General features: G+C 68.1%; 19 protein-coding genes. 11 read left to right on the top strand and 8 right to left on the bottom strand.

What is annotated here, in order from left to right; all coding sequences use genetic code 11:
- Positions 1-51: 51 nt before the first annotated feature.
- Both QJR12_RS13005 and QJR12_RS13000 read right to left on the bottom strand, forming a co-directional pair.
- Positions 52-1644, bottom strand: a complete 1593-nt coding sequence (locus QJR12_RS13005) for a metallophosphoesterase family protein (RefSeq protein ID WP_300582894.1) — start codon at positions 1642-1644, stop codon at positions 52-54.
- Positions 1645-1704: 60 nt separating this feature from the next.
- Positions 1705-2238, bottom strand: a complete 534-nt coding sequence (locus QJR12_RS13000; protein WP_300582892.1) for an XRE family transcriptional regulator — start codon at positions 2236-2238, stop codon at positions 1705-1707.
- 140 nt (positions 2239-2378) lie between these two features.
- Between QJR12_RS13000 and QJR12_RS12995 the strand changes: the two genes are divergently transcribed.
- Both QJR12_RS12995 and QJR12_RS12990 read left to right on the top strand, forming a co-directional pair.
- Positions 2379-3164, top strand: a complete 786-nt coding sequence (locus QJR12_RS12995) for an aldolase (protein WP_300582890.1) — start codon at positions 2379-2381, stop codon at positions 3162-3164.
- Between the two features lie 2 nt (positions 3165-3166).
- Positions 3167-4057, top strand: coding sequence for a dihydrodipicolinate synthase family protein (locus QJR12_RS12990; protein WP_300582888.1), 891 nt, complete (start codon positions 3167-3169; stop codon positions 4055-4057).
- A gap of 15 nt (positions 4058-4072) precedes the next feature.
- Here the strand turns inward: QJR12_RS12990 and QJR12_RS12985 are convergent, their stop codons facing one another.
- Entirely contained in the window at positions 4073-4951 is an 879-nt protein-coding gene (locus QJR12_RS12985) for a neutral zinc metallopeptidase (protein WP_300582885.1), read from the bottom strand.
- A gap of 82 nt (positions 4952-5033) precedes the next feature.
- Positions 5034-5972, bottom strand: a complete 939-nt coding sequence (locus tag QJR12_RS12980; protein WP_300583428.1) for a 2-dehydropantoate 2-reductase — start codon at positions 5970-5972, stop codon at positions 5034-5036.
- A gap of 75 nt (positions 5973-6047) precedes the next feature.
- Here QJR12_RS12980 and aspS point away from each other — a divergent pair, with 75 nt between their 5' ends.
- Positions 6048-7823, top strand: a complete 1776-nt coding sequence (aspS, locus tag QJR12_RS12975; protein ID WP_300583426.1) for an aspartate--tRNA ligase — start codon at positions 6048-6050, stop codon at positions 7821-7823.
- Between the two features lie 41 nt (positions 7824-7864).
- Here the strand turns inward: aspS and QJR12_RS12970 are convergent, their stop codons facing one another.
- Together QJR12_RS12970 and QJR12_RS12965 are read right to left on the bottom strand one after the other, a co-directional pair.
- The gene (locus tag QJR12_RS12970) at positions 7865-8200 is read right to left on the bottom strand and encodes a transglycosylase family protein (protein ID WP_300583424.1); all 336 of its coding nucleotides are present in this window, start codon (positions 8198-8200) and stop codon (positions 7865-7867) included.
- Positions 8201-8762: 562 nt separating this feature from the next.
- On the bottom strand, positions 8763-9716 hold the full coding sequence (locus QJR12_RS12965; RefSeq protein ID WP_300582882.1) for a helix-turn-helix domain-containing protein: 954 nt from the start codon (positions 9714-9716) through the stop codon (positions 8763-8765).
- A 107-nt stretch (positions 9717-9823) separates the two neighbouring features.
- Between QJR12_RS12965 and QJR12_RS12960 the strand changes: the two genes are divergently transcribed.
- From QJR12_RS12960 to QJR12_RS12930, 7 genes are all read left to right on the top strand, one after another.
- Entirely contained in the window at positions 9824-10609 is a 786-nt protein-coding gene (locus tag QJR12_RS12960) for a DUF5134 domain-containing protein (protein WP_300582878.1), read from the top strand.
- Between the two features lie 290 nt (positions 10610-10899).
- On the top strand, positions 10900-13563 hold the full coding sequence (locus QJR12_RS12955) for a circularly permuted type 2 ATP-grasp protein (RefSeq protein WP_300582875.1): 2664 nt from the start codon (positions 10900-10902) through the stop codon (positions 13561-13563).
- On the top strand, positions 13560-14477 hold the full coding sequence (locus QJR12_RS12950) for a transglutaminase family protein (protein ID WP_300582872.1): 918 nt from the start codon (positions 13560-13562) through the stop codon (positions 14475-14477). Before QJR12_RS12955 ends, QJR12_RS12950 begins: the two co-directional genes overlap by 4 nt.
- Positions 14478-14567: 90 nt before the next feature.
- Positions 14568-17969, top strand: coding sequence for a transglutaminase family protein (locus tag QJR12_RS12945; RefSeq protein WP_300582869.1), 3402 nt, complete (start codon positions 14568-14570; stop codon positions 17967-17969).
- A gap of 187 nt (positions 17970-18156) precedes the next feature.
- Entirely contained in the window at positions 18157-19644 is a 1488-nt protein-coding gene (locus QJR12_RS12940; protein ID WP_300582867.1) for a hypothetical protein, read from the top strand.
- Positions 19645-19992: 348 nt separating this feature from the next.
- The gene (locus QJR12_RS12935; protein WP_300582864.1) at positions 19993-21384 is read left to right on the top strand and encodes an HNH endonuclease signature motif containing protein; all 1392 of its coding nucleotides are present in this window, start codon (positions 19993-19995) and stop codon (positions 21382-21384) included.
- A gap of 95 nt (positions 21385-21479) precedes the next feature.
- Positions 21480-22838: a replication-associated recombination protein A gene (locus tag QJR12_RS12930; RefSeq protein ID WP_300582862.1), complete on the top strand. Its 1359-nt coding sequence runs from the start codon at positions 21480-21482 to the stop codon at positions 22836-22838.
- Positions 22839-23051: 213 nt separating this feature from the next.
- Here the strand turns inward: QJR12_RS12930 and QJR12_RS12925 are convergent, their stop codons facing one another.
- Both QJR12_RS12925 and QJR12_RS12920 read right to left on the bottom strand, forming a co-directional pair.
- On the bottom strand, positions 23052-23672 hold the full coding sequence (locus QJR12_RS12925) for a hypothetical protein (protein ID WP_300582859.1): 621 nt from the start codon (positions 23670-23672) through the stop codon (positions 23052-23054).
- A 249-nt stretch (positions 23673-23921) separates the two neighbouring features.
- Positions 23922-24551, bottom strand: coding sequence for a hypothetical protein (locus tag QJR12_RS12920; RefSeq protein ID WP_300582857.1), 630 nt, complete (start codon positions 24549-24551; stop codon positions 23922-23924).
- Positions 24552-24718: 167 nt separating this feature from the next.
- Here QJR12_RS12920 and QJR12_RS12915 point away from each other — a divergent pair, with 167 nt between their 5' ends.
- On the top strand, positions 24719-25108 hold the full coding sequence (locus QJR12_RS12915) for a secondary thiamine-phosphate synthase enzyme YjbQ (RefSeq protein ID WP_300583421.1): 390 nt from the start codon (positions 24719-24721) through the stop codon (positions 25106-25108).
- Positions 25109-25266: the final 158 nt, after the last annotated feature.

The following is a 25266-nucleotide window of genomic DNA, read 5'->3' as shown; positions in this document are numbered from 1 at the left end:
CGATCTCTGACGCGCTGGCAACCGGCACCGTCGCCAAGCGGCGTGCTGCAGCTAGCCGCCCCGCGGCTTGGTGAGGGTGAACCGGTCGACCACGGTTAGCGCACCGAACGGTCCGGCTACCGCGTAGTGGGTCGCCCTGATCGATGTGCTGCCGCCGGGGTCACCGGGATCGACCTCGAACGCGACGAACCCGTAGGGATTGTCGCGGTCGCGAAACGCCGACCACGGTGCGTCTTCGGTGACATAGATCGGGGCCTTGCGCCCGATCGCCGGATCGAAACCGCCGACACCGGTCAGCACCCGGCACCGGGGCTCGGGGAAGAACATCCGATTGGACGGCGCCGAGGTGCCGCCCCCGCCGATGACGACGTGCACCGTTCCCTTGGTGGAGTCGATGACGTCGCCGGCGGTGGCCACCGGTATCGGTGTTCGGGTGTCGGTGTCAAGCGTGCCGCGCAGCGGATGTGCGCGTTCGTAGTGATGTTCGTGTCCGCACACCACCAAATCGACGCGATAGCGGTCGAAGAGCGGCAGCCATTCCCGGCGGATGCCGAGGTCGGCGCCGTTGGTGCGATCGGCGGTCGAGATCGCCGTCTGGTGCATGCAAACGACCACCCAGTCGATTCCCGGGTCGCGACGGGCGGCGGCGAGTTCTGCGTCAAGCCACCGCTTTTGCTCCCCACCCGAATAGCCGTGGACGTAGAAGTTGCCGCCGTCTTGATAGCACACGTCGTCGTTGCTGAGGCTGATCACCCGCACCGAACCGGCGGTGAACGAATACCACAAGCCCTGGAACTCCCGCCCGGACCCGGAGTCGGGCAACGCGAAATACGTCTGATAGGCCGCATATCCGATGGGCCCGTTGCCCAATTCGTTTTCGTGGTTACCCACCGCGGGCATCCAGGGCCGGTAGCGTGCCGAGCGGGTGTTGTTCTCGAACCAATCCGACCAGGCGCGGACCCGGTCGTGGGCCAGGTTGGCATAGCACAGGTCGCCGTTGACCAGGTTGAACAGCGGGGCGATGCGTTCGATGGCGGTGGTGATATCCGCCGCGGCCGGTGATCCGATGTTGTCGCTGGTGAAGGACGTCCCGGCGGCGGTGTTTAGCGCCGGAGTGGACTGATCGCCGAAACTGGTGAAACACAAGGGTTTTCGCCCCGAAGGAGCGGTTCGCACCGTCCCCAGCTCGGGGGTGGCGCCGTCGTGGACCGCCGCGTAGACGTAGTCGGTGTCGGGGGACAGGCGATCCAGCCGGGCATGGTTGACGCGGACCTCGATACCCGATTTCGCGTCCCGGTAGGTGCGCGTCTCGGCGTGCACGGTGCGCCCGAAACCGGACCCCGGCACGCCGACCATGACCCGCGGATTGCCCACGGCGTCGGTGGTGTGCCACGACACCACGACCTCGGTGGCGGCGTTGGTGCCGAATTGCAGGTGCAGACCGCTGACCGGAGGTGCGCCGTTGCGGCTCGGCCGGGGCCACAGGGTCAGGCCGTGGGGCCGTGAGGGCAGCAGCGCGGCCCCACCCAGGCCGAGGCCGGCACCGGCGAGCGCCGACGCCGCGCCCGTCGTCAGCAGCGTTCGCCGGCGGATGCCCGACGGCCCGGCGTCATCACCGTCGGCCGGTTGCGGATCTTCGTCCATGTACGTTTCCTCCCCGGGTCATCCGGCGGGGCGCATCCGCGCCGGTGACGGGGTCGCCGGTCACCGCCGGGCAGCGCCGGGGTCATCGGCCGCCACCACCACCACCTCGGCGCGCGCCGCGCCGATCGCACGGAAACGGTGACTGACCGACGCGTCGAAGTAGGCGCTGTCGCCCGCACCCAGGGTAATGGTTTGGTCACCGTAGTGCAGTTCGACCGTCCCGGCGTGCACGAACACGAATTCCTGGCCGGTGTGCACCGGTCCGGGACCCTCGGCCGTATTGCCGGTTGGCCGAACTACGAATGCCGACATGGACTTTCCGAGAACCCCCGCTGCCAAAGCCACATATCTCCCGGCAGCGTCCCGCTGGGCGGCGCGGTCGACGGTGATCTTGGCGTCGGGTGTCTGGTCGGAGAATAGCTGCGAGACATCGACATCGAGAGCGCGGGCGATTTTCAGGGCGACCGCGATCGACGGGGTGCTCTGGCGGCGCTCGATTTTAGACAGATAACTCTTGGTCAATCCGGTCTGCGCGGCGAGCGTCTCAAGGGTGAGGCCGCGCTGCCGGCGAACCGCGCGCAGCAGCGCGGTCACCGGTGGCTCCTTTGGGTGATGCTCACGTGTTTCGCGTGGTCGAGGCGGTTCATCGGGGCTTTCCGGACGGTATTGCTGCATGACACAATGTTTCCTATAGTGATCATAGTGTCTAACTACGACGATCCCGGGAGCCTCCGATGGCAACCACCTTCACCGATTCGAAATCCGAGCTGATGCGTCGTGCGCAGGACCGCCTCGCCGCCACCGTCGCCGACACGGGGTTCACCACCCGGCAAAAGGTGGCGCTGACCTGTCGGGTGCTCTTTGATGCCGGCCACGATTCCGGCCTGACCGGCCAGATCACCGCCCGCGCCGAAGAGCCCGGCAGCTATTACACCCAGCGGTTGGGACTTGGCTTCGACGAGATCACCGAGGATAACCTGCTTGTCGTCGACGAAGACCTCAACGTGCTCGACGGCACCGGAATGGCCAATCCCGCCAACCGATTTCACAGCTGGATTTACCGGGCGCGGCCCGACGTGCACTGCATTGTGCACACCCACGCCTTCCATGTGGCGGCGTTGTCGATGCTTGAGGTGCCGCTGCTCGTCTCGCACATGGACACCACACCGCTATACGACGATTGCGCGTTTCTGGCCGACTGGCCGGGCGTGCCGGTGGGCAACGAGGAGGGCGAGATCATCAGCTCCGCCCTGGGCGACAAGAAGGCGATCCTGCTGGCCCACCACGGCCAGGTGATAGCGGGCGCAAGCGTGGAGGAGGCGTGCTCACTGGCGATCCTCATCGAGCGCGCCGCAAAGCTGCAGCTGGCGGCGATGTCGGCCGGCACCATCAAAGAATTGCCGGAGCGGCTGGCCCGTGAGGCCCACGACTGGACGCTGACCCCGCAGCGCAGCCGGGCCAATTTCGCTTACTACGCCCGCCGCGCGCTGGCGCGCCACCCCGAGGTTCTGACGAGCTGAGCATGTCCGAAACACCCGAAATTCACGGCATCATCGCCTACCCGGTGACCCCGTTCTCCCAGGATTCGGCCGGCACCATCGACACCGCCACGCTGGCCCGGCTCATCGACCGGCTGGTCACCGCCGGGGTGCACGCCATCGCCGCCCTCGGCAGCACCGGCGAACTGGCCTACCTTGAGGATCCCGAATTCGACGCCGTGGTGGACACCACCATCGCCGCGGTCGACGGCCGGCTGCCGGTGATCGTCGGGGTATCGGATCTGACCAGCGCCAAGACGATTCGCCGCGCCCGCTACGCGCAACGGGCCGGCGCCGATGCGGTGCAGGTCATCCCGGTGAGCTACTGGAAGCTCACCGAACGCGAGATCATCGGCCACTACGCGCGGGTCGCCGCGGCCATCGATATCCCGATCATGGCCTACAACAATCCGGCGACCAGCGGCGTGGACATGAGCCCCGAGCTGCTGGTGCGGATGTTCGAGAGCATCGACAACCTGACCATGGTCAAGGAATCCACCGGCGAGCTGTCCCGGATGCAGCGCATCGCCGAGCTCAGCGGGGGGCGGTTGCCGTTTTACAACGGCAGCAACCCGCTGGTGCTGGCCGCCCTGCGGGCGGGTGCCGCCGGCTGGTGCACGGCCGCACCGAACCTGCGGCCGCGGCCGTGCATCGAGCTGTACCACGCCGTGCGCGCCGGCGATGCCCGCACGGCGGAAGCCATCTACGGCGAACTCAAACCGCTGCTGGAGTTCATCGTCGCCGGCGGGCTGGCCACGACCGTCAAAGCCGGACTGGATCTGCTCGGATTTCCCGCCGGTGATCCGCGTCTGCCGCTACTGCCGCTCGACGACGACGGCCGCGCCGAGCTGCGGGGGCTGCTGGCCGGCACGTAGCCGTCGGCCAGCCGGCTACCCGAGGTCACGCGTGGTGAACGTGTCGCACTTGTTGGGGTCACCCGTTTGATAGCCGACGGTGAACCACTTCTGGCGCTGCGTCGAGGAACCGTGGGTCCACGATTCGGGGTTGGTATGCCCGGTCGCGGCCCGCTGGATGCGGTCATCGCCCACCGCGGCCGCCGCCGAGAGCGCGTCGGCGATGTCCTGGTCGCTCAACGGCCGCAGATACGGAACCCCGGTGCTCTGCTGGGTGACGGTCGCCGCGTAGTGCGCCCAGATCCCGGCGTAGCAGTCGGCCTGTAACTCGGTGCGCACCCCATTGCCCAGCGCGCCCTGCGCGCCCTGGCGGGCGCGGTCGAGGACACCCTCCAGGTTCTGCACATGATGGCCGAACTCGTGGGCCACCACGTACTCCTGGGCCAAGGGCCCACCGCTGGAGCCGAACTGGCTGACCAGCACCTGGAAGAAATCGGTGTCGAAGTACGCGGTTTTGTCCACCGGGCAGTAGAACGGCCCGACCTCACTGGTGGCCGGCCCGCAGCCGGTGTCCACCCGGCCGCTGAACAGCCGCACATACGGGCGGGTGTAGCCGGGCATCAGCTGACGCCACACCGCGTCTACGGAGTTGGCGGTGGCCACCACGCGGCACTGCACGTATTTGTTGGCGTCGGCTCCGGTGCGGCACTTGCTCAGGTCGAATCCGGGCGACACGTCTTCTTGGGTGTTCACCGGCTGCTGGCTGACCACGCCCCCGGGATCCACGCCCAGGAACACCGCCAGCAGGATGATGATCAGCCCGCCCAGCCCCCCGCCGACGGCGATGACGCGGCCGCCGCCGCCGGATGTCGACGTGGTGCTGGTGTCGATCTGCACACCCTCGTTGAAGGTCATTGCCTGCTCCGATGCCCGTACTGGTGACTGCTGCCCGGCGGGTGCAGTTGTAGGGTGGCCCCCCAGCCACCCGGTGCCCAGCCTATCCCGGGCCGTCGCTGGCGGCCGCCAGCAGCGGCACCACGACATCGCTGATCGGTGTGGCCAGACCGTGGGCACGCGCTTTGCGGATGATGACGCCGTTGCGGATGTCCCATTCCATTGGCCGGCGCGCTTCCCGGTCGGCCAGCATCGAGGTACCCATGTCAACGGGAGCGCGCCGGAACATCGCGACGATCTCGTCCACGGTGTCGTCGCCCAATCGGGCGCCTTCCGCCCGCGCGACAGCCAGGCATTCGGCGACATAGCGTCTTGCCAGAGCGGCCATCTCATCGCGGCGGAACATCCCGGAGCGCCGCCCGGTCAATGCCATGAGCCCGGCCAGGGCATTCACCAGGAGCTTGCGCCAAGCCGCGGTGGTGAAGTCGGGATCGCAGTGCACCGTGCAGCCCGCATCGCGCAGCAGCCCGGCGAGAGTTTCCGCGGCGGGCCCGGTGGGCAGCACCAGCCGGGCTGTGCCGCGTGCTTGGATGGCGCGGCCCCTCGGGCCGCCCGGGCCCGCATTGTCGCCGCGTAGCCGCACCCAGCCTTGCGGCTGGGTCTCGGCCGAATACCAGACGATTGCCGGAACCACCGTCGCGGACGGGCAGTGCGGCCGCACCTGCTCGACCTGCTCGACACCGTTTTGCAGGACGGCGACGATGGTGTGCTCGTCGCACAGCCGGACCAGCCAGTCGTGGGCGTCGGCATTCTGGGTGGCTTTCACCGCCAGCACCACCACCTCGACCGGATCGACGACCTCGGCAGGGTCGGTGCGCACTGGGCCGGGCACCAGGATGGGATCGGCTCCGTCGGGCCGCAGTTCGACATGGTCGCGGGCGGTGCGCCCGTACAACAACACCTGATGTCCGGCAGCGTGCAGCAGCGCGGCGACCGTCGTACCGACGGCCCCCGGACCGACAACGGCAATACGGGCGGCGATGCCACCGACGCTACCGCCTCTACACTGGTCACTCGTTCCACCGTGTCACGTGGCATCCCGCAAAGAGGAGGATGTGTGCTGCGCAGCCACGCCGCCGGCTCGTTGCGGGCAGCCGACGCCGGCCAGAAGGTGACGCTGGCCGGCTGGGTGGCCCGGCGCCGGGACCACGGCGGTGTCATATTCATCGATTTGCGGGACGCCTCCGGGGTGTCACAGGTGGTGTTTCGGGCACCCGAGGTGCTTGCCCGGGCGCATCGGCTGCGCGCCGAGTTCTGCATCGCGATCGACGGCGTCGTCGAGATCCGCCCCCCGGGCAACGAGAACCCGGAGCTGGCCACCGGCGAGGTCGAGGTGAATGCGACATCGCTGACCGTGCTCGGCGAGTGCGCGCCGCTGCCGTTTCAGCTCGACGAGCCCGCGGGGGAGGAGCTGCGGCTGAAATACCGCTATCTCGACCTGCGTCGCGACGGGCCGGGTGCAGCAATTCGGTTGCGCTCCAAAGTGAATGCGGCTGCACGCGAGGTGCTGGCGCGGCACGGCTTCGTCGAGATCGAGACGCCGACGCTGACCCGTTCGACCCCGGAGGGTGCCCGCGACTTTTTAGTGCCCGCCAGGCTGCAGCCCGGTACGTTCTACGCGCTGCCGCAGAGCCCCCAGTTGTTCAAGCAGCTGCTCATGGTGGCCGGGATGGAGCGCTACTACCAGATCGCCCGGTGCTATCGCGATGAGGATTTCCGCGCTGACCGCCAGCCCGAGTTCACCCAGCTGGATCTGGAGATGAGCTTCGTCGACGCCGACGACGTCATCGCGATCGCCGAGGAGATCCTGGCCGCGCTGTGGGCGCTGACCGGCTACCAACTGCACATTCCGCTGCCCCGGATCAGCTACGCCGAGGCGATGCGCCGCTTCGGCACCGACAAGCCCGACCTGCGTTTCGGTCTGGAACTGGTGGAGTGCACCGAGTTTTTCGCGAACACGCCTTTCCGGGTGTTCCAGGCGCCGTATGTGGGCGCGGTGGTGATGCCCGGCGGCGCGTCGCAACCGCGGCGGACCTTGGACGGCTGGCAGGAGTGGGCCAAGCAGCGTGGGCATAAGGGATTGGCCTATGTGCTGGTGGGCGAGGACGGTTCGCTTTCCGGTCCGGTGGCCAAAAATCTGTCCGACGCCGAACGTTCCGGGCTGGCTGACCATGTCGGGGCGTCGCCGGGCGACTGCGTGTTCTTTTCGGCGGGCCCGGTGAAGTCGTCGCGGGCGCTACTGGGCGCGGCCCGCGTGGAAATCGCGAAGCGGCTGGGCCTGATCGACCCCGGCTCCTGGGCATTTGTCTGGGTGGTTGACCCACCGCTGTTCGAGCCCGCCGAGGAGGCCACCGCCGCCGGTGAGGTGACCGTCGGTTCGGGGGCGTGGACGGCGGTGCATCACGCGTTCACCGCACCCAAACCGGAGTGGGTGGAGCGCATCGACACCGATCCGGGTGCCGTGCTCGCCGACGCCTACGACATCGTCTGCAACGGTCACGAGATCGGCGGTGGCTCGATGCGCATCCATCGGCGCGATATTCAAGAGCGGGTGTTCGCGGTGATGGGCCTGGACAAGGCGCAGGCCGAGGAGAAATTCGGGTTTCTCTTGGAGGCGTTCATGTTCGGTGCACCGCCGCACGGCGGAATAGCGTTCGGCTGGGATCGGATCACCGCGCTGCTGGCCGGAATGGACTCGATCCGTGAGGTCATCGCGTTCCCGAAGACCGGCGGGGGCGTGGACCCGCTGACCGGTGCTCCCGCGCCGATCACCGCCCAGCAGCGCAGGGAATCCGGAATTGATGCCGCGCCCAAGCGGATTGACCGGCCGTGAGCGAAAGACGGTTCGGGCACCATCGGCTGGTCAGCGGCCCGTCACGGGGCGAGCAGTTTCGACCACAGCTTTTTGACGGTGGTGTGCAACGGATGGCCGGAGCGCACGGCGTTGACGACTTCGGCCGGGAACAATTTTTGATCGGGCCCACACTTGGGCCAGGCCTCGGGTCCCTGGGTCGCCAGCACCCGCTCCGCCACGGCGATTTGCTCTTCGCGCGACGCCTTCGCCGGTGACCCGACGCCGCCGTTTTCCTCCCACGTCGACTGTTTGAATTGCAGGCCGCCGTAGTGCCCGTTCCCGGTGTCGGCCGACCAATTTCCGCCCGACTCGCATTGCGCAACGGCGTCCCAATCGATGCTGCTGGCGTATGCCATGCCGGTGGAAGGATCAATGAACAGGGAAATGGTAACGGCGATGATCGCGGATTTCAGCAGCGATCTGTACACGGTAACCGCAGGAAGTGGGGACCGAATACGCACCATTTAATACATTTAACAAATCAGCGTGAAAGCTGTCAACGCTTGAGGTGCAGTAAATTTATCGGGGTGCCCGGTGTGACGGTGACTATTGATAACAGAGTGACGGAAGTTGTTATAGTTACTTAAGTTGTTATAGCGCCTGAGGAGTCGGAATTTCTGTGTCTAAAGTTACAGAAGTGCTAATAGCTGTAAAAGTGACTTCTGAGGTTAAACAGAAACCACCGACCAAGCCCAAGCTGCCCGGCCGCCGGACACCGGCAGTCAGAGGGGTAACCGGTCTTCGACAGGGTGCTGCCGGATTGGCCGAGCCATTCGTGCAGTTTCGCGTCAATCGCGGGCACCTCGTGGCGGTGATCCCGGGGAAACTCGTCCGAAGTGTCGGGAGGTCAGGTTCTTGCCACCGGCGGGGTGAGATCGTACCGATCGCTAGATTCGCCAATGCCGAGCGCGGTCTCGATCAGCGACCTCGAATTGCGCCCAACGGGGAGTGCGCATTACGCCGTACCAGGCGGCGCAACGAGGCGACATTCTGGTAGCCGACGGCCGCGGCGACCGAAGTCGCCGATCGGTTTGAGGTCTGCAACAAGAAGGTTGCCTGATCGAGCCGAATTTTTTGAACAAACTTTAACGGTGAAATCCCGAGCACACGCATCGTCGCGCGCTGCAAAGTCCGCTCGCTGACACCAAGCCTTTGAGCCATGTCGCTAACTCGCACGGGTTCGTCCAGATGGTTGCGAACCCATCGCTCGAAAGCAGCGATCATTGGGTCTGAATCGGCAAGTATCGAGGGCATCGCGCAGGCGAACTGCGATTGGCGCTCCCCAGCCATCAAAAATCGGCTCGCGAATTCAGACAGAGCGGGGCTATGCCGATGCACGATCGAAACGGCGAGGTCAATGTGGGCGAACGCGGCACCGGCGGTGGTGATCGTTCCGTCGACAACGAGGGTGGATGCGTCGTCGAGCTGGACGGCCGGATATCGCTGCCGAAAGGCGGGGCCCAGCCACCAGCTTGTGGTGGCGGTGCGCCCGTCGAGAATTCCGGATTCGGCTAGCAAAAAGGTGCCGGTGCACGCCGCCGCGACGCCAGCTCCGGCGGCATGTGTCGTGCGCAGCCAGCCGAGCAGCGGATGCTTGCTGACCAGGGTGAGGATCTGATCCGCAGATTTCGCTGAGAGCGCAGGAATAACGACGAGCTCAGGTAGCGCCGTTACCGCCGATAACGGGACCGTCTCAACTCGCAATCCTTGTCCAGTTCGGGCCTCGGCGGTCAGCCCTACGACGGTCACCTCGAACGCGGGTGGAGCCGCCCCCAGGTTCTCGCGCATCGAATTCGCGGTCGTCAGCACGTCCAGCACAACGCTGAGTCCGGAGTCGAACACGCCGTCGAGCGCCACCACCGCGATCCGCATGTCGGAAAGTGTATCAAACGCGTCGGATTCGCCACTCCTCGCGGAGCGGTGCGCCGCGTAATGTTGGCCAACAGCCGAGGACGAAAAGGGACAAGATGAGCATGAGTATGCGCAACGATGGCATAGTCAGCCTTGCGCCGATCGGCAACTCGTCGAGTAGGCAGGGCGGGGTGGCACGGCCGGCCCCCGTTTCCGTCATGGCCGTGGCGGGATGCGCGGCAATAATCGTAGCGATTGTCGTTGTGGCGGTGTCCGCCACCAGCCTTGCCGTTCCTGGTATGGGGATGGCCAATCCATGGCTGCCGCCTAAGCTGCGGGTGGCGGCCGTCTTGGTTTACGTCGCGGTGGTCGTGGCCCATGTCTGGCATTTGCGGGACAGGTCGGCACGTCGATGCCTCTGGCATGTGGCGCATGTGATGATGGCGCTGGGGATGATCGAGATGTTCGCAGTGGTGCGGCAGCCGCTCGTGGGAGCCGAGGTCGGCAAGCTGCTGTTCGCTGTGGGGGCAGCCGCGATCTTGGCCTACGTTGCTGCCGTCTCAGGTCGCGGCAAACGCCTCGGATGGCTGTGGGTGGCTGCCGCGGCGGACATGGCCAGCATGGCTTACATGTTCGCGTACATGTTCGCGATGCCGAGCGGTTGGTTCAAGTGGCTGACTTGGCCCTTGGTGGCCTGGGCGACATTGCAGGCGACCGGTTGGCTCACCGGTGCGCTACCGTGTCGGGCCGACCTGGGCTCTCCGGCCGGATCGGTCGCCGCCAGGCACTCGGGAGCCGACCTCAGCATTTCGGTCACGCTGGCGGCGATGAACGTCGGCATGGCCTACATGTTGGTTGCGATGGCGCTCGGCATGCCGACGATGCCCGCGATGGGCGACATGCACGGGATCTAGCTAGATCTAGCTAGACCGCTCGTCGACTTCTCGGGGCCGGTCTCCGGGCCGGTCCCTGGTGCCAGCCGATCAATTTCCGCCCGACTCGCGTTGAGCGACCGCGTCCCAATCGATGCTGTTCGCTATGCCACACCGGTGGAAGGATCGATGCCGCACCCGCTCGGTGCTGCGGCCCTGCGGCGATTGTGATGGGATCGGTGATGTGAATGTCGGCCGGCGCCAATCCGCCCCCGTGCCTCTCGTCCTGACCGGACGCCGCCAGAATCTGGTAGCTGTCCGGAGGTAGCTCGGTGTCGTTGCCCGAACCGATATCCCCGGTGACCGCCGCGCCTGCCGACCCCGACCGGCTCGTCGCCGGCTATCGCGCCGCCTGGGCCCAGGAAACCCTGTTCGACGTGCGCGGCGGGCGCGCCGATGTTGCAGGCTACGACGAGTTCATCGACGCTGCCGGCAACATCCGGCCGGACTGGTCGGAGTTCGCCGAGGTCATCGGGGAGCGGGGGGGTGCGGGTTTGGACCGGTTGCGCGCGACGGTGCGCACCCTGGTCGACAACGACGGCATTACCTACATCGCGGTCGACGACCAGGGCGAGGAGACTCGCACCCCCGGCCACGGTGCCGTGGCGCCCACGCCGTGGCAGCTGGACGGGCTGCCGCTGCTGGTATCGCCGCAAGACTGGGACACACTGGAAACCGGTGTGGTCCAACGGAGCCGACTGCTCGATGCGGTGCTGACCGACCTCTACGGGCCACGGCGGGCGATCACCGGCGGACTGCTGCCGCCCCAGCTGCTGTTCGCCCATCCCGGCTATGTCCGGGCGGCCAGCGGGATCACGATCCCGGGGCGGCACCAGCTTTTCCTGTACGGCTGCGACGTCAGCCGGGATCGCTCCGGCGGCTTTGTCGTCAACGCCGACTGGACCCAGGCGCCGTCGGGCGCGGGATACGCGCTGGCCGGGCGCCGGGTAGTCGCCCACGCCGCCCCGGACCTCTACGAGCGGGTCAGGCCGCGGCCCGTCTCGCCGTTCGCGCAGACGCTGCGGCTGGCGCTGATCAACGTCGCTCCCGAGACCGCCCACGATCCGGTGGTGGTGGTGTTGAGCCCCGGCATTCACTCCGAGACCGCCTTCGACCAGGCCTATCTGGCCTCGGTGCTGGGGTTCCCGCTGGTGGAAAGCGCGGATTTGGTGGTCCGCGCCGGCAAGTTGTGGATGCGGTCGCTGGGCACGCTAAAGCAGGTCGACGTCGTGTTGCGGCGCGTCGACGCCGAATACGCCGATCCGCTCGACCTGCGTTCGGATTCCCTGTTGGGTGTGGCGGGGCTGGTCGAGGTGCTCCGCCGCGGGGCGGTGACCGTGGTCAACACCCTCGGCAGCGGCATCCTGGAAAGCCCTGGGCTGCTGCGGTTCCTGCCCGAGATGGCCCGGGGACTGCTGGGCGAGACCCCGCTACTGCCCACGGCGCCGCTGTATTGGGGCGGTATCGACGCCGAGCGCTCGCACCTGCTCACCCGGCTGTCGTCTCTGCTGATCAAGCCCACCACCGGCGGCCGGACCGTTCTCGGGTCCGCCCTGTCCTCGGCGCAGCGGGAGGCGTTGGCGGCACGCATCGAGGCCGCCCCGTGGCAGTGGGTCGGTCAAGAGCCGCCGCAATTTTCCTCGGCGCCGACCGGGCACTACCCGGGCGGACTGGGCGCCGCCAGCGTCGGGATGCGGTTATTCACCGTCTCACAACGTGGCGGCTACGCGCCGATGATCGGCGGCCTGGGCTACGTGCTGGCACCCGGTGACTCCGCGTATAGGCTGAATACAGTTGCGGCAAAAGATATCTGGGTCCGGCCGCCGACACGAGCCCAGGTCGAGGTGACGGTTCCCGCCGGGGAGCTGCCCGCGTTGAAGCCCAGCGGCATCCGTGATGTCAGCTCGCCGCGGGTGCTCTCGGATTTGTTTTGGCTGGGGCGCTATGCCGAACGTGCCGAGAACATGGCCCGGCTGCTCAACGTCACCCGGGAGCGTTACCACGAATATCGCTACCGCCCGCAAATGGCGGGCAGTGAATGCGTGCCGGTGCTGTTGGGCGCGCTCGAGGAGATCGCCGGGACCGACACCGAACTCGCCGACGCCGATCGGGTCGCCGCCGCACCGCGCATCCTGTGGTCACTGACCGTCGACGCGGAGCGCGCCGGCTCGTTGGCGCAGTCGGTGAAACACCTGGGGTCGGCGGCCCGGGCGGTGCGCGACCAGATGTCCAAGGACACCTGGATGGTCCTCGGCGGCGTCGAACGCGCCCTGGCGCAGCTCGCGGGACGCGGCCCCGGTCGGCCCCCCGAACCGGCCGCCGATGACACCGCGGTCGCTTCCGTGCATCGGCTGACGCTGGCGGGGATGCTGGCGCTGTCCGGGGTGGCCGCCGAGTCGATGGTTCGTGACGTCGACTGGACCATGGCCGATATCGGCAAACGGATCGAGCGTGGGCTATCGCTGACCGCGCTGCTGCGGGCCACCCTGGGAAAGGCCCGCAGCCCGGCCGCCGAGCACGCCATCACCGAATCCACGCTGGTGGCCTGCGAGTCATCGGTGATCTACCTGCGGCGCAATCTGGGCGCGGTGAGCGTCGCCGCGGTGGCCGAACTGGTGCTCTTCGAGCCGGAGAATCCGCGGTCGCTGGCGTACCAGCTGCAGCGGCTGGGTGGCGATTTGAAGGCGCTGCCGGGGGCGTCCGGCTCGTCGAAGGCCGAGCGGTTGGTCGACGAGATCACCACCCGGCTGCGCCGGGTCGACCCGGCCGATCTCGACGCGGTTACCGCGCAGGGGGAGCGTGCCGAGCTGATCGGGCTGCTCGACGACGTGCACACCGGGCTGCGCGAATTGTCCGGCGTCATCAGCGCATCCCAGCTCTCGGTGCCCGGTGAGATGCGGCCACTGTGGGGATCCGACCGGCGGTTGGTGCCGTGAGCGACCATACCGGCCGGCACACCCGCTGCTACCGCGTCACCCACCGCACCGAATACCGCTACTCCGATGTCGTGACCAACTCCTATGGCCGCGGGTTTCTGCGGCCGCGTGACTGCGAGCGGCAGCGCTGCCTCGCCCATGAGTTGCGTATCGACCCCGCGCCCGCCGACAGCTCCCTGAGCCGCGACACCTACGGCAACATCAGCTCCTACTTCCAGGTCACCGAGCCGCACCGGGCCTTGACGATCACCAGCACCGCCATCGTCGAGGTGGATCCGCCGCCCGCGGACCACTACGAACGGGAATCGGCGCGCGCGCCCTGGGAGGCGGCCCGCCCGACCGGACCGGGCGGTGCGCTCGCCACCGAGTTCACCTTGGATCTCAACCCCCCGGAGATCACCGATGACGTGCGCGCATACGCGGCGCCCAGCTTCGTCCCGGCACGTCCGCTGATCGAGGTGCTGCGGGACCTCACCTCGCGCATCCACACCGACTTCACCTACCGTTCGGGCTCGACGACGGTGTCCACCGGGGTGTGGGAGATGCTGGCGGCCCGCGAAGGGGTCTGCCAGGATTTCGCCCGGCTGGCGATCGCCTGCCTGCGCGCGAACGGCCTGGCCGCCAGCTACGTGTCCGGCTACCTGGCCACCGACCCGCCGCCGGGCAAGGACCGCATGATCGGTGCCGACGCCACCCACGCCTGGGCGGCGGTGTGGACGCCACCGGACGAGTGGCTGGGGTTCGATCCCACCAACGACCAGATGGTTGACGAGCGATACATTGTCGTGGGCCGTGGCCGCGACTACGTGGATGTGCCGCCGCTGCGCGGCATCATCTACACCAACTCCGAGAACAGCGTGATCGACGTCGCCGTCGACGTGGTGCCATGCGAGGAAGAGGCGTTGCGGGCGTGATCTCGGCTGTTCCGACTGCGGTCGGCGGCCGGTGTCGGAGAGCTGCGCGTCCCGCGCGGCGGTCGGGATCTTGTGATGTGATCGGCTGCTATGAGCATCAAGGTCGCGCTGGAGCACCGCACCAGCTACACCTTCGATCGGTTGGTCGAGGTGTATCCACACACCGTGCGGTTGCGCCCGGCACCCCACTCGCGCACGCCCATCGAGGCCTACTCGATGCGGGTCGAGCCGGCCGATCACTTCCTCAACTGGCAGCAGGACGCGTTCGGCAACTTCCTGGCCCGGCTGGTCTTTCCGCATCGCATGCGCCGGCTGAGCGTCACCGTCGGGCTGATCGCCGACCTCCAGGTGATCAACCCGTTCGACTTCTTCATCGAGGACTGGGCCGAGACGTGGCCTTCCGCCGCCGGCGCAGACGGCACCGGTGGCTCAGCACCCGGGTTCAGCTACCCCAAGGCGCTGGCCGATGACCTCGAGCCGTATCTGCGGCCCGTCGACGAGGACGGCCCTGACTCTGGCCCCGGCGAGCTCGTGCGCGCGTGGGTGCGCAACTTCTCGGTGCCGGATGGCACCCGGACTATCGACTTCCTCGTCGCGCTGAACCGCGCGATCAACACCGATATTGGCTATACCGTGCGCATGGAGCCCGGTGTGCAGACACCGGATTTCACGCTGCGCAGCGGCGTCGCCTCATGCCGGGACTCGGCGTGGCTGCTGGTGTCGATCCTGCGCCAGATGGGGTTCGCGGCGCGGTTCGTGTCGGGCTACCTGATACAGCTGGCCGCCGACGTGAAACCCCTCGACGGGCCGGCTGGACCCGCTGCCGACTTCACCGACCTGCACGCCTGGGCTGAGGTGTACCTTCCCGGAGCGGGCTGGATCGGGCTGGACCCGACGTCGGGGCTGCTCGCCGGCGAGGGCCACATCCCTTTGGCCGCGACGCCGCACCCCGCGAGTGCGGCACCGATCAGCGGCGCCACCGAGGCCTGCCACACCGTGCTGGAGTTCTCCAACGCGGTCAGTCGCGTCCACGAAGACCCACGCGTCACCCGGCCCTACTCCGACCCGGCATGGAAGGCGATCTGCGAGGTCGGCCGGCGCGTCGATGAGCGGTTAGCCGCCGGTGACGTCCGCTTGACCGTGGGCGGCGAGCCGACGTTCGTGTCGGTGGACAACCGACTCGACGAGGAATGGACGACGGCCGCCGACGGCCCAGACAAGCGCCGGCGGGCATCGGATCTGGCCGCCCGACTCAAGGCGGTATGGGCGCCGCACGGACTCATCCAGCACCAGCAGGGCAAGTGGTATCCGGGAGAGCCGATGCCGCGCTGGCAGATTGCGCTCTACTGGCGCACCGACGGCCAGCCCCTGTGGATTAACGACGCGCTGCTGGCCGACCCCTGGCGTGATGAGGCGGCCGCCCCGGCGGCCAAAACCGTCGACGGCGAGGCGGCCTACCGGGTGCTCTCCCGGATCGCCGAGGGTCTCGGGCTGCCGCTCAGCCAGGTGCGCCCGGCTTACGAGGACCCGCTGAGCCGATTGGCGGCCAAAGTGCGAATGCCCAGCGGCGAACCGGTGGAATCGGGCGATGACCTCGCCCCCGAAACTGGCCGGGACGGCGCCGCCGGCCGCGCCGCACTGCTGAAGCGCCTGGATGAATCCGTCACCGCCCCGGCGGCGTTCGTGTTGCCGCTGCATCGGCGCGACGACAGGATCGGCTGGGCCAGCGCGGACTGGCGGCTGCGTCGCGGCCGCATCGTGCTGTTGGAGGGGGACTCGCCGGCGGGCCTGCGGCTGCCGCTGGATTCGATCAGCTGGCGACCGCCACGCGTCTCACCGGACGTTGACCCGCTCACCGTCGGGTCCACCCTGTCGGTGGAACCCCGCCCCGCGGTGTCGGTACCGGCGGTGGTCGTGGACCCCGATACCGCGCCACCGACCGCGATGGTCGCCGAGGTTCGCGGCGGGCTGCTACACGTCTTCATGCCGCCCACCGAGGCACTCGAGCACTTCGTCGACCTCGTCTCCCGGGTGGAGGTCGCGGCCGCAAAGGTTGGTTGTCCGGTGGTGGTCGAGGGCTACGGGCCGCCGCCGGACCCGCGCTTGAAGTCGACGACGATCACCCCCGATCCCGGTGTCATCGAGGTCAACATCGCGCCCACCGCCACCTTCGCCGAACAATCGCAGCAGCTGGAAACCCTGTACGGGCAGGCGCGGCTGGCCCGATTATCCACGGAGTCGTTTGATGTCGACGGCACCCATGGTGGCACCGGCGGCGGCAACCACATCACGCTCGGCGGCCGCACGCCCGCGGACTCTCCGCTGTTGCGCCGCCCGGATCTGCTGGTTTCGCTGCTAACGTACTGGCAGCGGCACCCGTCGCTGTCCTACCTGTTTGCCGGGCGGTTCGTCGGCCCCACCTCGCAGGCGCCGCGCGTCGACGAGGGCCGTGCCGAGGCGCTCTACGAACTCGAGATCGCGTTTGCCGAGATCGCCCGGCTGAGCGCGGGGGTGCCACCTGAAGGGAACCGAGCCGCGCCGTGGCTGACCGACCGGGCGCTGCGACACCTGCTCACCGACATCACCGGCAACACCCATCGTGCCGAGTTTTGCATCGACAAGCTCTACAACCCAGACGCCGTCCGTGGCCGGCTCGGCCTGGTGGAGTTGCGCGGGTTCGAGATGCCGCCGCACCCGCAGATGGCAATGGTGCAGTCGCTGCTGGTGCGTTCGCTGGTGGCGTGGTTTTGGGACCGGCCGCTGCGCGCCCCGCTGATCCGCCACGGCGCCAACTTACACGGCCGATACCTGTTGCCGCACTTCTTGATTCAAGACATCGCCGAGGTCGCCGGAGACCTGCGTGCGCACGGCATCGACTTCCAGACCAGCTGGCTGGATCCGTTCACCGAATTCCGCTTCCCGCGCATCGGCGCCGCCGTGTTCGACGCCGTGGAAATCGAGCTGCGTGGAGCCATCGAGCCATGGAACACCCTCGGCGAAGAATCCACCGCCGGCGGCACCGCGCGCTACGTCGACTCTTCGGTCGAGCGCATTCAGGTCCGAACCATCGGCGCCGATCGGGACCGTCACGTGGTGACGTGCAACGGCTACCCGATGCCGTTGCTGGCCACCGACAACCCCGACATCCAGGTCGGTGGCGTGCGGTTTAGGGCCTGGCAACCGCCCAGCGCGCTGCATCCGAGTATCACGGTCGACGGTCCGCTGCGGTTCGAGCTTGTCGACGTTGTTTCCGGCATCTCGCGCGGCGGCTGCACCTACCACATTGCCCATCCGGGTGGGCGCGCCTACGACGAACCGCCCGTCAACGCCGTCGAGGCCGAGGCGCGGCGCAGTCGCCGCTTTGAGGCCGCCGGCTTCACCCCGGGCAAGCTCGACATCGGCGATATCCGGGAGAAACAGGCTCGGTTGTCCATCGACAAAGGCCCGCCGGGCATCCTCGACCTGCGGCGGGTGCGTACCGTGCTGCGATAGCGGGCGGTATAAAACCGGTATAAAACGAGGTGACCGCGGGGGCCCGACAACCGTCATGCCACGGCACAGCTAATCGCGCGTGGTCGTGGTGTAGGACGGCTCGGCGACGATGTTGGTGCTTGTCGGCCAGCGCGGTAGGCTTCTTAGGCGGGTGGCGGATCGGCCGGCAAATCACCTGGGAGGGACGGTGGAAACCGTACTTGGGGTGTCGATGGCACCCACGACGGTGCAGCTGGTGCTGGTCGAGGGCGAAAACGCCGATGGCGTCATCGTCGATACCGAGCGCTTCGAGGTGCCCGATGTTCACGACCCGGCGGCGTCGAGCGCGCCTAATCAGGTGATTGCGGCGATCTTGGGAACCCGGGAAGGTGCGGCCGAAAGCGGCTACCAACTGGCGTCGATCGGCGTGGCCTGGACCGATCCCGCCGAGGCCGCCGCTCTGCGCGACATGCTGGCGGGCCGCAAGATTGAGAACGTCATGCTGGTCTCGGCGTTTTTAGCCGCAGCCGCACTGGCCCAGGCGGTGGGCACGGCGAGCGGTTTTGCGCATACCGGGCTGCTGTTCGTTGAACCCGATACCGCGACGTTGGCCGTCGTCGACTCCGCCGACGGGTCGGTCTTTGATGTCCGTCGCCGGCCCTTGCCCGAGGACGACGCCGATGCGGTGGCCGAATTGGCGGCGATGGCCGCGTCCGCGGAAGCGCTGGAATCGCGCCCGGATGGCCTGTTCGTCGTCGGCTCCGAGGGGGTCGATGTCGCCGCGATCAAGCCACAGCTGGAGGCCGCGACGACGCTTGTGCTGAGCGCCCCGGAGGAGCCCGAGACGGCCTTGGCCCGGGGAGCGGCGCTGGCATCGGCGAACGCGCCGTTGTTCGCGTCGTCCACCGCGGCCATGGCCTACGCTCAGGATCCGGGCACCGGCGCGGTGGATCCGTACGTTGCCGCCGGCTACCTCGACGTTCCGGCCGGGCCCCCCGCGGTCGAGGAGGGTCTTGCCTACAGCGCGGTTCCGGAGGAGACCGGCGCCGCCACCGTATTGGCCGGCGGGCCCGAGGCCTTCACCGCGGCCGCCGACCAGGAAGATTTCGCGACCGGCGCCTACCCGGACTTCGGTGCCGAGCAGGGCGAGCAGGAGCGCGCGGGTAAGCCGTTTTTGGTGGCCATGAGCGTGTTGACGTTGTTCGTTGCCGGGGTGGTGGCGCTGGTCATCGCGCTGGCGGTTGCGATTCGGCCACACGTCGATCAGCGGCCCAGCCTCGCACACCCACGGGTGGTTCAGCCGGCTAACCCCGCGCCTGCGCCGCCGCAGGCTCCGCCGGTTCCCAAAGCCCCGGCTCCCGCCCCCGCCCCGGTGCCCGCCGCTCCGCCCGCGCCTCCACGGCCAGCGCTTCCGGTGCCCGCCCCGCCGGTTCCGGTTGGGCCGCCGCCGGTGCCGGTGCCCGCCCCGCCGGTTCCGGTCGGGCCGCCGCCGGTGCCGGTGCCCGCCCCGCCGGTTCCGGTCGGGCCACCGCCGGTGCCGGTGCCCGCCCCGCCGGTTCCGGTCGGGCCGCCGCCGGTGCCGATCGGGCCGCTCCCGATTCCCGGTCCCGCCATCCCCGGCCCGGGCATCCCGGTTCCGCATCTGCCCGGCCCGGTGGTCCCGCACATTCCGCTGCCCGGGTTGCCGCATCTTTAAAGCCCGGGTTGCCGCATCTTTAAAGCAGGTCATAACGGCTGACCGCTGGTGTGGGGGAGGCCGCCGGGGCGGTCGTGCACAAGATTTGGCCGGCTCTCGCGGCGACCCTGCGGCGCAGGGGCTGATCAAGCTGATCAAGGCGATGGGTGTCGGTGAGCCTCGATGAGCACCCCCCGTGGGAATGCGGGCGGCGCAGTCTAACTCCCGGCGCCGACTTCTTGGGAGGGACGGGGGCTGCGCGGGCGGGGTTATCCACAGTGAGGTTTTCATCCATAGACCAAGCTCGGGGCGGCTCGGCGTGCCGGGTTTTTCGGGGGCTTTGTCACCGGGTCCGCATAGCGTCGGGGCATGGGTTCACCGATCAGCGCCGAGGAGGCCCGACAGCGGATCAGCGCTGCTCTTGACGCCATCGACGCTGCCCAGGAGGTCATGCGTGACACCTCATCGGACATTGTCGGCAACGATTTTCGTCTCGATGTCGCCGAGCGGCTGGAAACTCAAGAGCGCACCAACCGCGGGCTGATGTACCGGTTCTTCGGTGAACTCGCCGACCCGCCCGACGAAACCGGGATGGTGGCGGCGGTGCGCGAAAAGCTGTGGGGGCGGCTGCGCCTTACCCCCACCGAAATCACCCGCCGGTTCCGGCTCGCGGCGCGGATTCGGCCGCGGCGTTCGCTGACCGGCCCGCCGGTGCCGCCCGAATTTCCGGAGTTGGCGGCCGCGGTGCAGGCCGGCGCGGTGGGCGAGGATCACATTCGCGCGGTGTGCCGAGCGGTCGATGTGCTCCCCGCCTGCACCCCGCCCCTTGAGGTGGCCAACGCCGAGCGCACCCTGGTCGAGTATGCGGGCAAACTCGACGCCGGTGTCGTCGCTCAGTTGGGTCAGCGCATCGCCGACCACCTCAATCCCGACGGTCATTTCGACGACACCGATCGTGCCCGCCGTCGCGGGTTGCGCTTGGGACCGCAAGGACCCGACGGCATGTCACCACTGAGCGGACTACTCGACCCTGAGGCCCGCGCGTACTTCGAAGCAATCGAAGCGGCGGTGCGGCCCGGTCGGCACCACCCCGATGGCAGGGAGCGCGATTTGGAGCCGCGCGACGCGCGCACGCCCGCCCAACGCCGCCACGACGCTCTCAAACTCGGCATGAAAACCGCGATCGCTTCCGGCAAGCTCGGTGTGCACCGTGGTCACCCCGTCACGGTGATAGCCACGACAACATTGGCCGAACTCGACCGGGCCGCCCATGCGGTGGTCGACGAGTCGATTCCAATGCCGCCACCCGCACGCACCGGCGGTGGCTCGAGGCTGCCGATGCCTGATCTGATCCGCATGGCCGCCAAGGCGATCCACTACTTAGCGGTGTTCGAGGACCACACCGCGAGACCGCTGTATCTGGGCCGGCAAAAACGCGTCGCAACCGCCGACCAGAGACTCATCTGCTATGCCCGAGACCGCGGCTGCACCCACCCCAACTGCCTGGAACCGGGCTATCACTGCGAGGTGCATCATTCGCCGGGCTGGGGCAACGGCGGCCGCACCGACGCCGACAAACTCTACTTCGGGTGCGGCCCCCACCACGCCAGGGCCAGCTGCGGCGAGCTTCACACCCAGGTCACCGACAACGGACGACTCGGCTGGACCGATGGCACCGGCCCGCCGCAAGTCAACCACGCCCACCACCCCGACGAACTCCTCCAAGGGGATCCCGACCCGCCCGAGGGCCCGGCACGGTGAACGACCAACCCGAGGGCGATCAGGGTGGTAGCGCCGCGGCGCCGCGCGGATAGCACCTTCGCGGCAACCGGTGAGCCTTCCGGCGCGGACGTGGTATGCCTGAGATCGTGTCCGAGGGGTTGTTCGACCTGCCCGGCGCACCGCAGATGACCGGCCACGACCGGGACGTGTCAGTTCGGGCGCCGCTGGCGGTGCGGATGCGTCCGGCGTCGCTGGACGAGGTGCTCGGGCAGGATCATTTGCTCCAACCGGGTTCACCGCTGCGCCGCCTGGTCGAGGGCTCGGGCGTGGCGTCGGTCATCCTTTACGGCCCCCCGGGAAGCGGCAAGACCACGCTGGCGGCGCTGATTTCGCAGGCGACCGGCCGCCGGTTCGAGGCGATGTCCGCGCTGTCGGCCGGTGTCAAGGAGGTGCGCGCCGTCATCGAGACGGCCCGCCAGGGGATCCTGCGCGGTCAGCAGACGGTGTTGTTCATCGACGAGGTGCACCGGTTCTCCAAGACCCAACAGGACGCTTTGCTGTCCGCGGTGGAGAACCGGGTGGTGCTGCTGGTCGCGGCCACCACCGAAAACCCGTCGTTTTCGGTGGTGGCGCCGCTGCTGTCGCGATCACTGATCCTTCAGCTTCGGCCGTTGTCCGCCGAGGACATCCGAACTGTGGTGCGACGTGCGATCGATGATCCCCGGGGCCTGGGCGGCCGAGTTCCGGTGGACCCGGACGCCGTCGACCTGCTGGTCCGGCTGGCGGCCGGCGACGCGCGCCGGGCGCTGACCGCACTGGAGGTGGCCTCCGAAGCAGTTGAGGCGGCCGGAGAGCGGATAACGGTCGAGGCCGTCGAGCAGTCCCTGGACCAGGCCGCCGTCCGCTACGACCGCGACGGGGATCAGCACTACGACGTCGTCAGCGCCTTCATCAAGTCGGTGCGCGGCTCCGACGTCGACGCCGCGCTGCACTACCTGGCCCGCATGCTGGTCGCCGGTGAAGATCCGCGGTTCATCGCGCGCCGACTGATGATCCTGGCCAGCGAGGACATCGGCATGGCCGACCCGACCGCGCTGCAGACCGCGGTCGCTGCCGCGCAAACGGTGGCGCTGATCGGCATGCCCGAAGCCCAGCTGACGCTGGCGCACGCCACCGTCCACCTGGCCACCGCGCCCAAGTCGAACGCGGTCACCACCGCCTTGGCGGCGGCGATGGCCGACATCAGGTCGGGCAAGGCCGGTCCGGTGCCGGCCCATTTGCGTGACGGCCACTACTCAGGTGCCGCGGCGCTAGGTAACGCCCAGGGCTACAAGTACTCCCACGATCACCCCGACGGTGTTGTCGCGCAACAGTATCCGCCGGACGAGCTGATCGGTGTCGATTACTATCACCCCACCGGCCACGGGGGTGAACGCGAGATCGCGGGGCGGCTGGTCAGGCTACGGGCGATCATTCGCAAAAAGCGCGGCTGACCATCCGTGGAACGGGCGGCCGTAACGCTTTAAAGGCCTTAAAGGCAGGAAAGGCCACCGATGTCGTGATCAACGGCCGGCTGCCCGCCACGAAATCCGACAACCTCGGCGTCCGCCAAAGGGCCGAACCACGATGCATACGTGCCGCGACCGGCCCGCCGGTCGCGGCCATGCGGGCCGGTGGTGGCCATGCCACAACGCGGCCCGATCGGCTCAGACCCGCTCGGGCACCCGGAGCTGAGCGATCGCCAGCTCGAATTCGCCGACGTCGAGCTGGTCGGCGCCCAGGTCGCGAAGCAGAGCGGTGCGCAGCGACCGGGCCCGCTCCCCGTTTCGCTCCATGGCCTCGAGGCTGTCGAACGTCGACGACGACACCGCGCGCCCGGATGCGCGGTCAACCATCAGGCTGGCGCTGCAGAACCCCTCCAGCTCCTCGATCGCGGGCAGCACGGATGTTTTGTAGAACTCGACGGCTTGGACGAATTGATCGGGCCGGATCTTGAGCCAGGTGGCCCGCACACACGCACCGTCACCAGCGGGATGGTCACGGTGCAAGAACGCGATCTCCCACTCGTCGACGGCGGCGGGCCCCCCGAAGATCTGCGCGACCCGGTCTCGGATCGGCGCGACCCGGTCGGCGCTGGCGCGCATCGCGTCTTCGGTCTGCCAGGAGCTCGTCGCGATGCACCTGCCGGACTGCCGGTCGACGAGCAGCGATAGGCCCACATACCCGTCGATTTCCTGAAGGGCGGGCATCACCACATCGCGGACATGCGCGGTTCCCGCATCGATCGACGCGGGTTGCGCCTGAACGGTGGTAGAGCGTGCGTACATTGATCCACCCCATCTTTATCTGGGCGGCGTCCCGGTGGCGCCACCGGCTCAACCCCTACCTTGCTCCAACGGATTCCACCTGACAATGGGTGCGAGCGGCCAGTGCGATCGGCCAGCGCACTCGACCACCACACCTGCCGCCCCGGGCCGTCCCGGGGCGGTTTGCCAAATCCGAGGCATCGGCCCGGCCGCACGGGAACGCACGGGACGCGCACATCACCGGCGGCCGGGCCGCTGCGGCCGTGTTGATCAGACCAGCTCGGGTACCCGTAGGTGGGCGAGCGCCAGCTCGAACTCGCCGACGTCGAGTTCCTCAAGCTCCGGTACGCCCGCCCGCTGAATGCGGGCCTTCCTCAGCGCCGCGGCCTGTTCCCTGTTCCTGTCCATCGCCGCGAGGCTGTCGTAGGTCGCACAGGACACCAGGCGTCCCGATGCCCGGTCGACCATCAGGCTGGCGCTGCAGAACCCCTCGAGTTTCTCCAAATCCGGCAGGATGGCCGTCTTGTAGTACTCGATGTTTTGGTCGGTCCGGGCGGGGTCGCCTTGTACCCACACCGCCCGCACGCAGGCCCCCTCGTGCGAGCGGTGATCGCGGTGCAGCACCCCGATCTCCCACTCGTCGACGGTGGCAGTGCCCCCGAAGATCTGCGCGGCCCGGTCGCGAATCGGCCGTACCCGGTCGGCACTGGCGCGCATCGCGTCCGCGTTCTCCCAGGCGCTGGTCGCGATGCACCTGCCGGACTTTCGGTCGACGAGCAATGACACACCGACATACCCATCCATCTGCTGGAGCGCGGGCATTACCTCGTCGCGGAGATGCGCAATTCCCGCGTCGATCGACGAGGGTTGCGCCTGGATGGTGGTCGAGCGTGCGTACATGATCGACACCCTCTTTCCCTTTTCTGGGCGGCGCCCCGGTGGCGTCACCGGTCCACTCATAACTTTGCTCCGGCGGACCGCGCGCGGCAATGGCCACGGCGGGTGCAGTTGCTCGAAGTAGCAGGTCGGCGAGGCCGGGCCGTAGGCTGGCTCGGGTGGATACCGATGTGCTGGCCGTGGACACCGCACGTCGCCGCATCGTCGATCTCACCGATGCCGTGCGCTCGTTTTGCGCGCCCCGCGCCGACGGGCTGTGCAACGTCTTTGTCCCGCACGCGACCGCGGGGCTGGCGATCATCGAGACGGGGTCCGGTTCCGAGGACGACCTGGTTGACGCCCTGGAACGGTTGCTGCCGCGCGACGACCGCTACCGGCATGCCCACGGCTCATACGGCCACGGCGCCGATCATCTGTTGCCGGCGATCGTCTCGCCCTCGGTGACGGTGCCGGTTCAGGGTGGCAGGCCGCTTTTGGGCACCTGGCAGAGCATCGTTCTGGTCGACCTCAACCGCGACAATCCGCGGCGCTCGGTGCGGCTGAGCTTTCTCGCCGGATGAACGATGGCACCACCGCGCGCGCCGGTTCGTTAGCGGTTTAGCGCTACCGGACGGTATTCGATCGGGCCGGTACTGTAGTGCGGGCGACACCGGCGAGGCACGCGGGCCGAGAATAGGCTGAGAATAGCCCCGGGCGCGCCCACGGCAAAAGGAAGCGG

This window comes from Mycobacterium sp. (genome assembly GCF_029961025.1).
Classification (GTDB): Bacteria; Actinomycetota; Actinomycetes; order Mycobacteriales; family Mycobacteriaceae; genus Mycobacterium.
Note: the sequence above shows the minus strand (reverse complement) of the source record. Positions and strands in the feature narration are given on the sequence as shown.

Bases quoted from the DNA above. Each gene is read 5' to 3' on its own strand.
- QJR12_RS13005 (WP_300582894.1), bottom strand. From the start codon at position 1,644: ATGGACGAAGATCCGCAACCGGCCGACGGTGATGACGCCGGGCCGTCG.
- QJR12_RS12960 (WP_300582878.1), top strand. From the start codon at position 9,824: ATGCGCAACGATGGCATAGTCAGCCTTGCGCCGATCGGCAACTCGTCG.
- QJR12_RS12945 (WP_300582869.1), top strand. From the start codon at position 14,568: ATGAGCATCAAGGTCGCGCTGGAGCACCGCACCAGCTACACCTTCGAT.
- QJR12_RS12925 (WP_300582859.1), bottom strand. From the start codon at position 23,672: ATGTACGCACGCTCTACCACCGTTCAGGCGCAACCCGCGTCGATCGAT.
- QJR12_RS12985 (WP_300582885.1), bottom strand. From the start codon at position 4,951: ATGACCTTCAACGAGGGTGTGCAGATCGACACCAGCACCACGTCGACA.
- QJR12_RS12990 (WP_300582888.1), top strand. From the start codon at position 3,167: ATGTCCGAAACACCCGAAATTCACGGCATCATCGCCTACCCGGTGACC.
- QJR12_RS12935 (WP_300582864.1), top strand. From the start codon at position 19,993: ATGGGTTCACCGATCAGCGCCGAGGAGGCCCGACAGCGGATCAGCGCT.
- QJR12_RS12970 (WP_300583424.1), bottom strand. From the start codon at position 8,200: ATGGCATACGCCAGCAGCATCGATTGGGACGCCGTTGCGCAATGCGAG.
- QJR12_RS12920 (WP_300582857.1), bottom strand. From the start codon at position 24,551: ATGTACGCACGCTCGACCACCATCCAGGCGCAACCCTCGTCGATCGAC.
- QJR12_RS12930 (WP_300582862.1), top strand. From the start codon at position 21,480: ATGCCTGAGATCGTGTCCGAGGGGTTGTTCGACCTGCCCGGCGCACCG.
- QJR12_RS12995 (WP_300582890.1), top strand. From the start codon at position 2,379: ATGGCAACCACCTTCACCGATTCGAAATCCGAGCTGATGCGTCGTGCG.
- QJR12_RS12965 (WP_300582882.1), bottom strand. From the start codon at position 9,716: ATGCGGATCGCGGTGGTGGCGCTCGACGGCGTGTTCGACTCCGGACTC.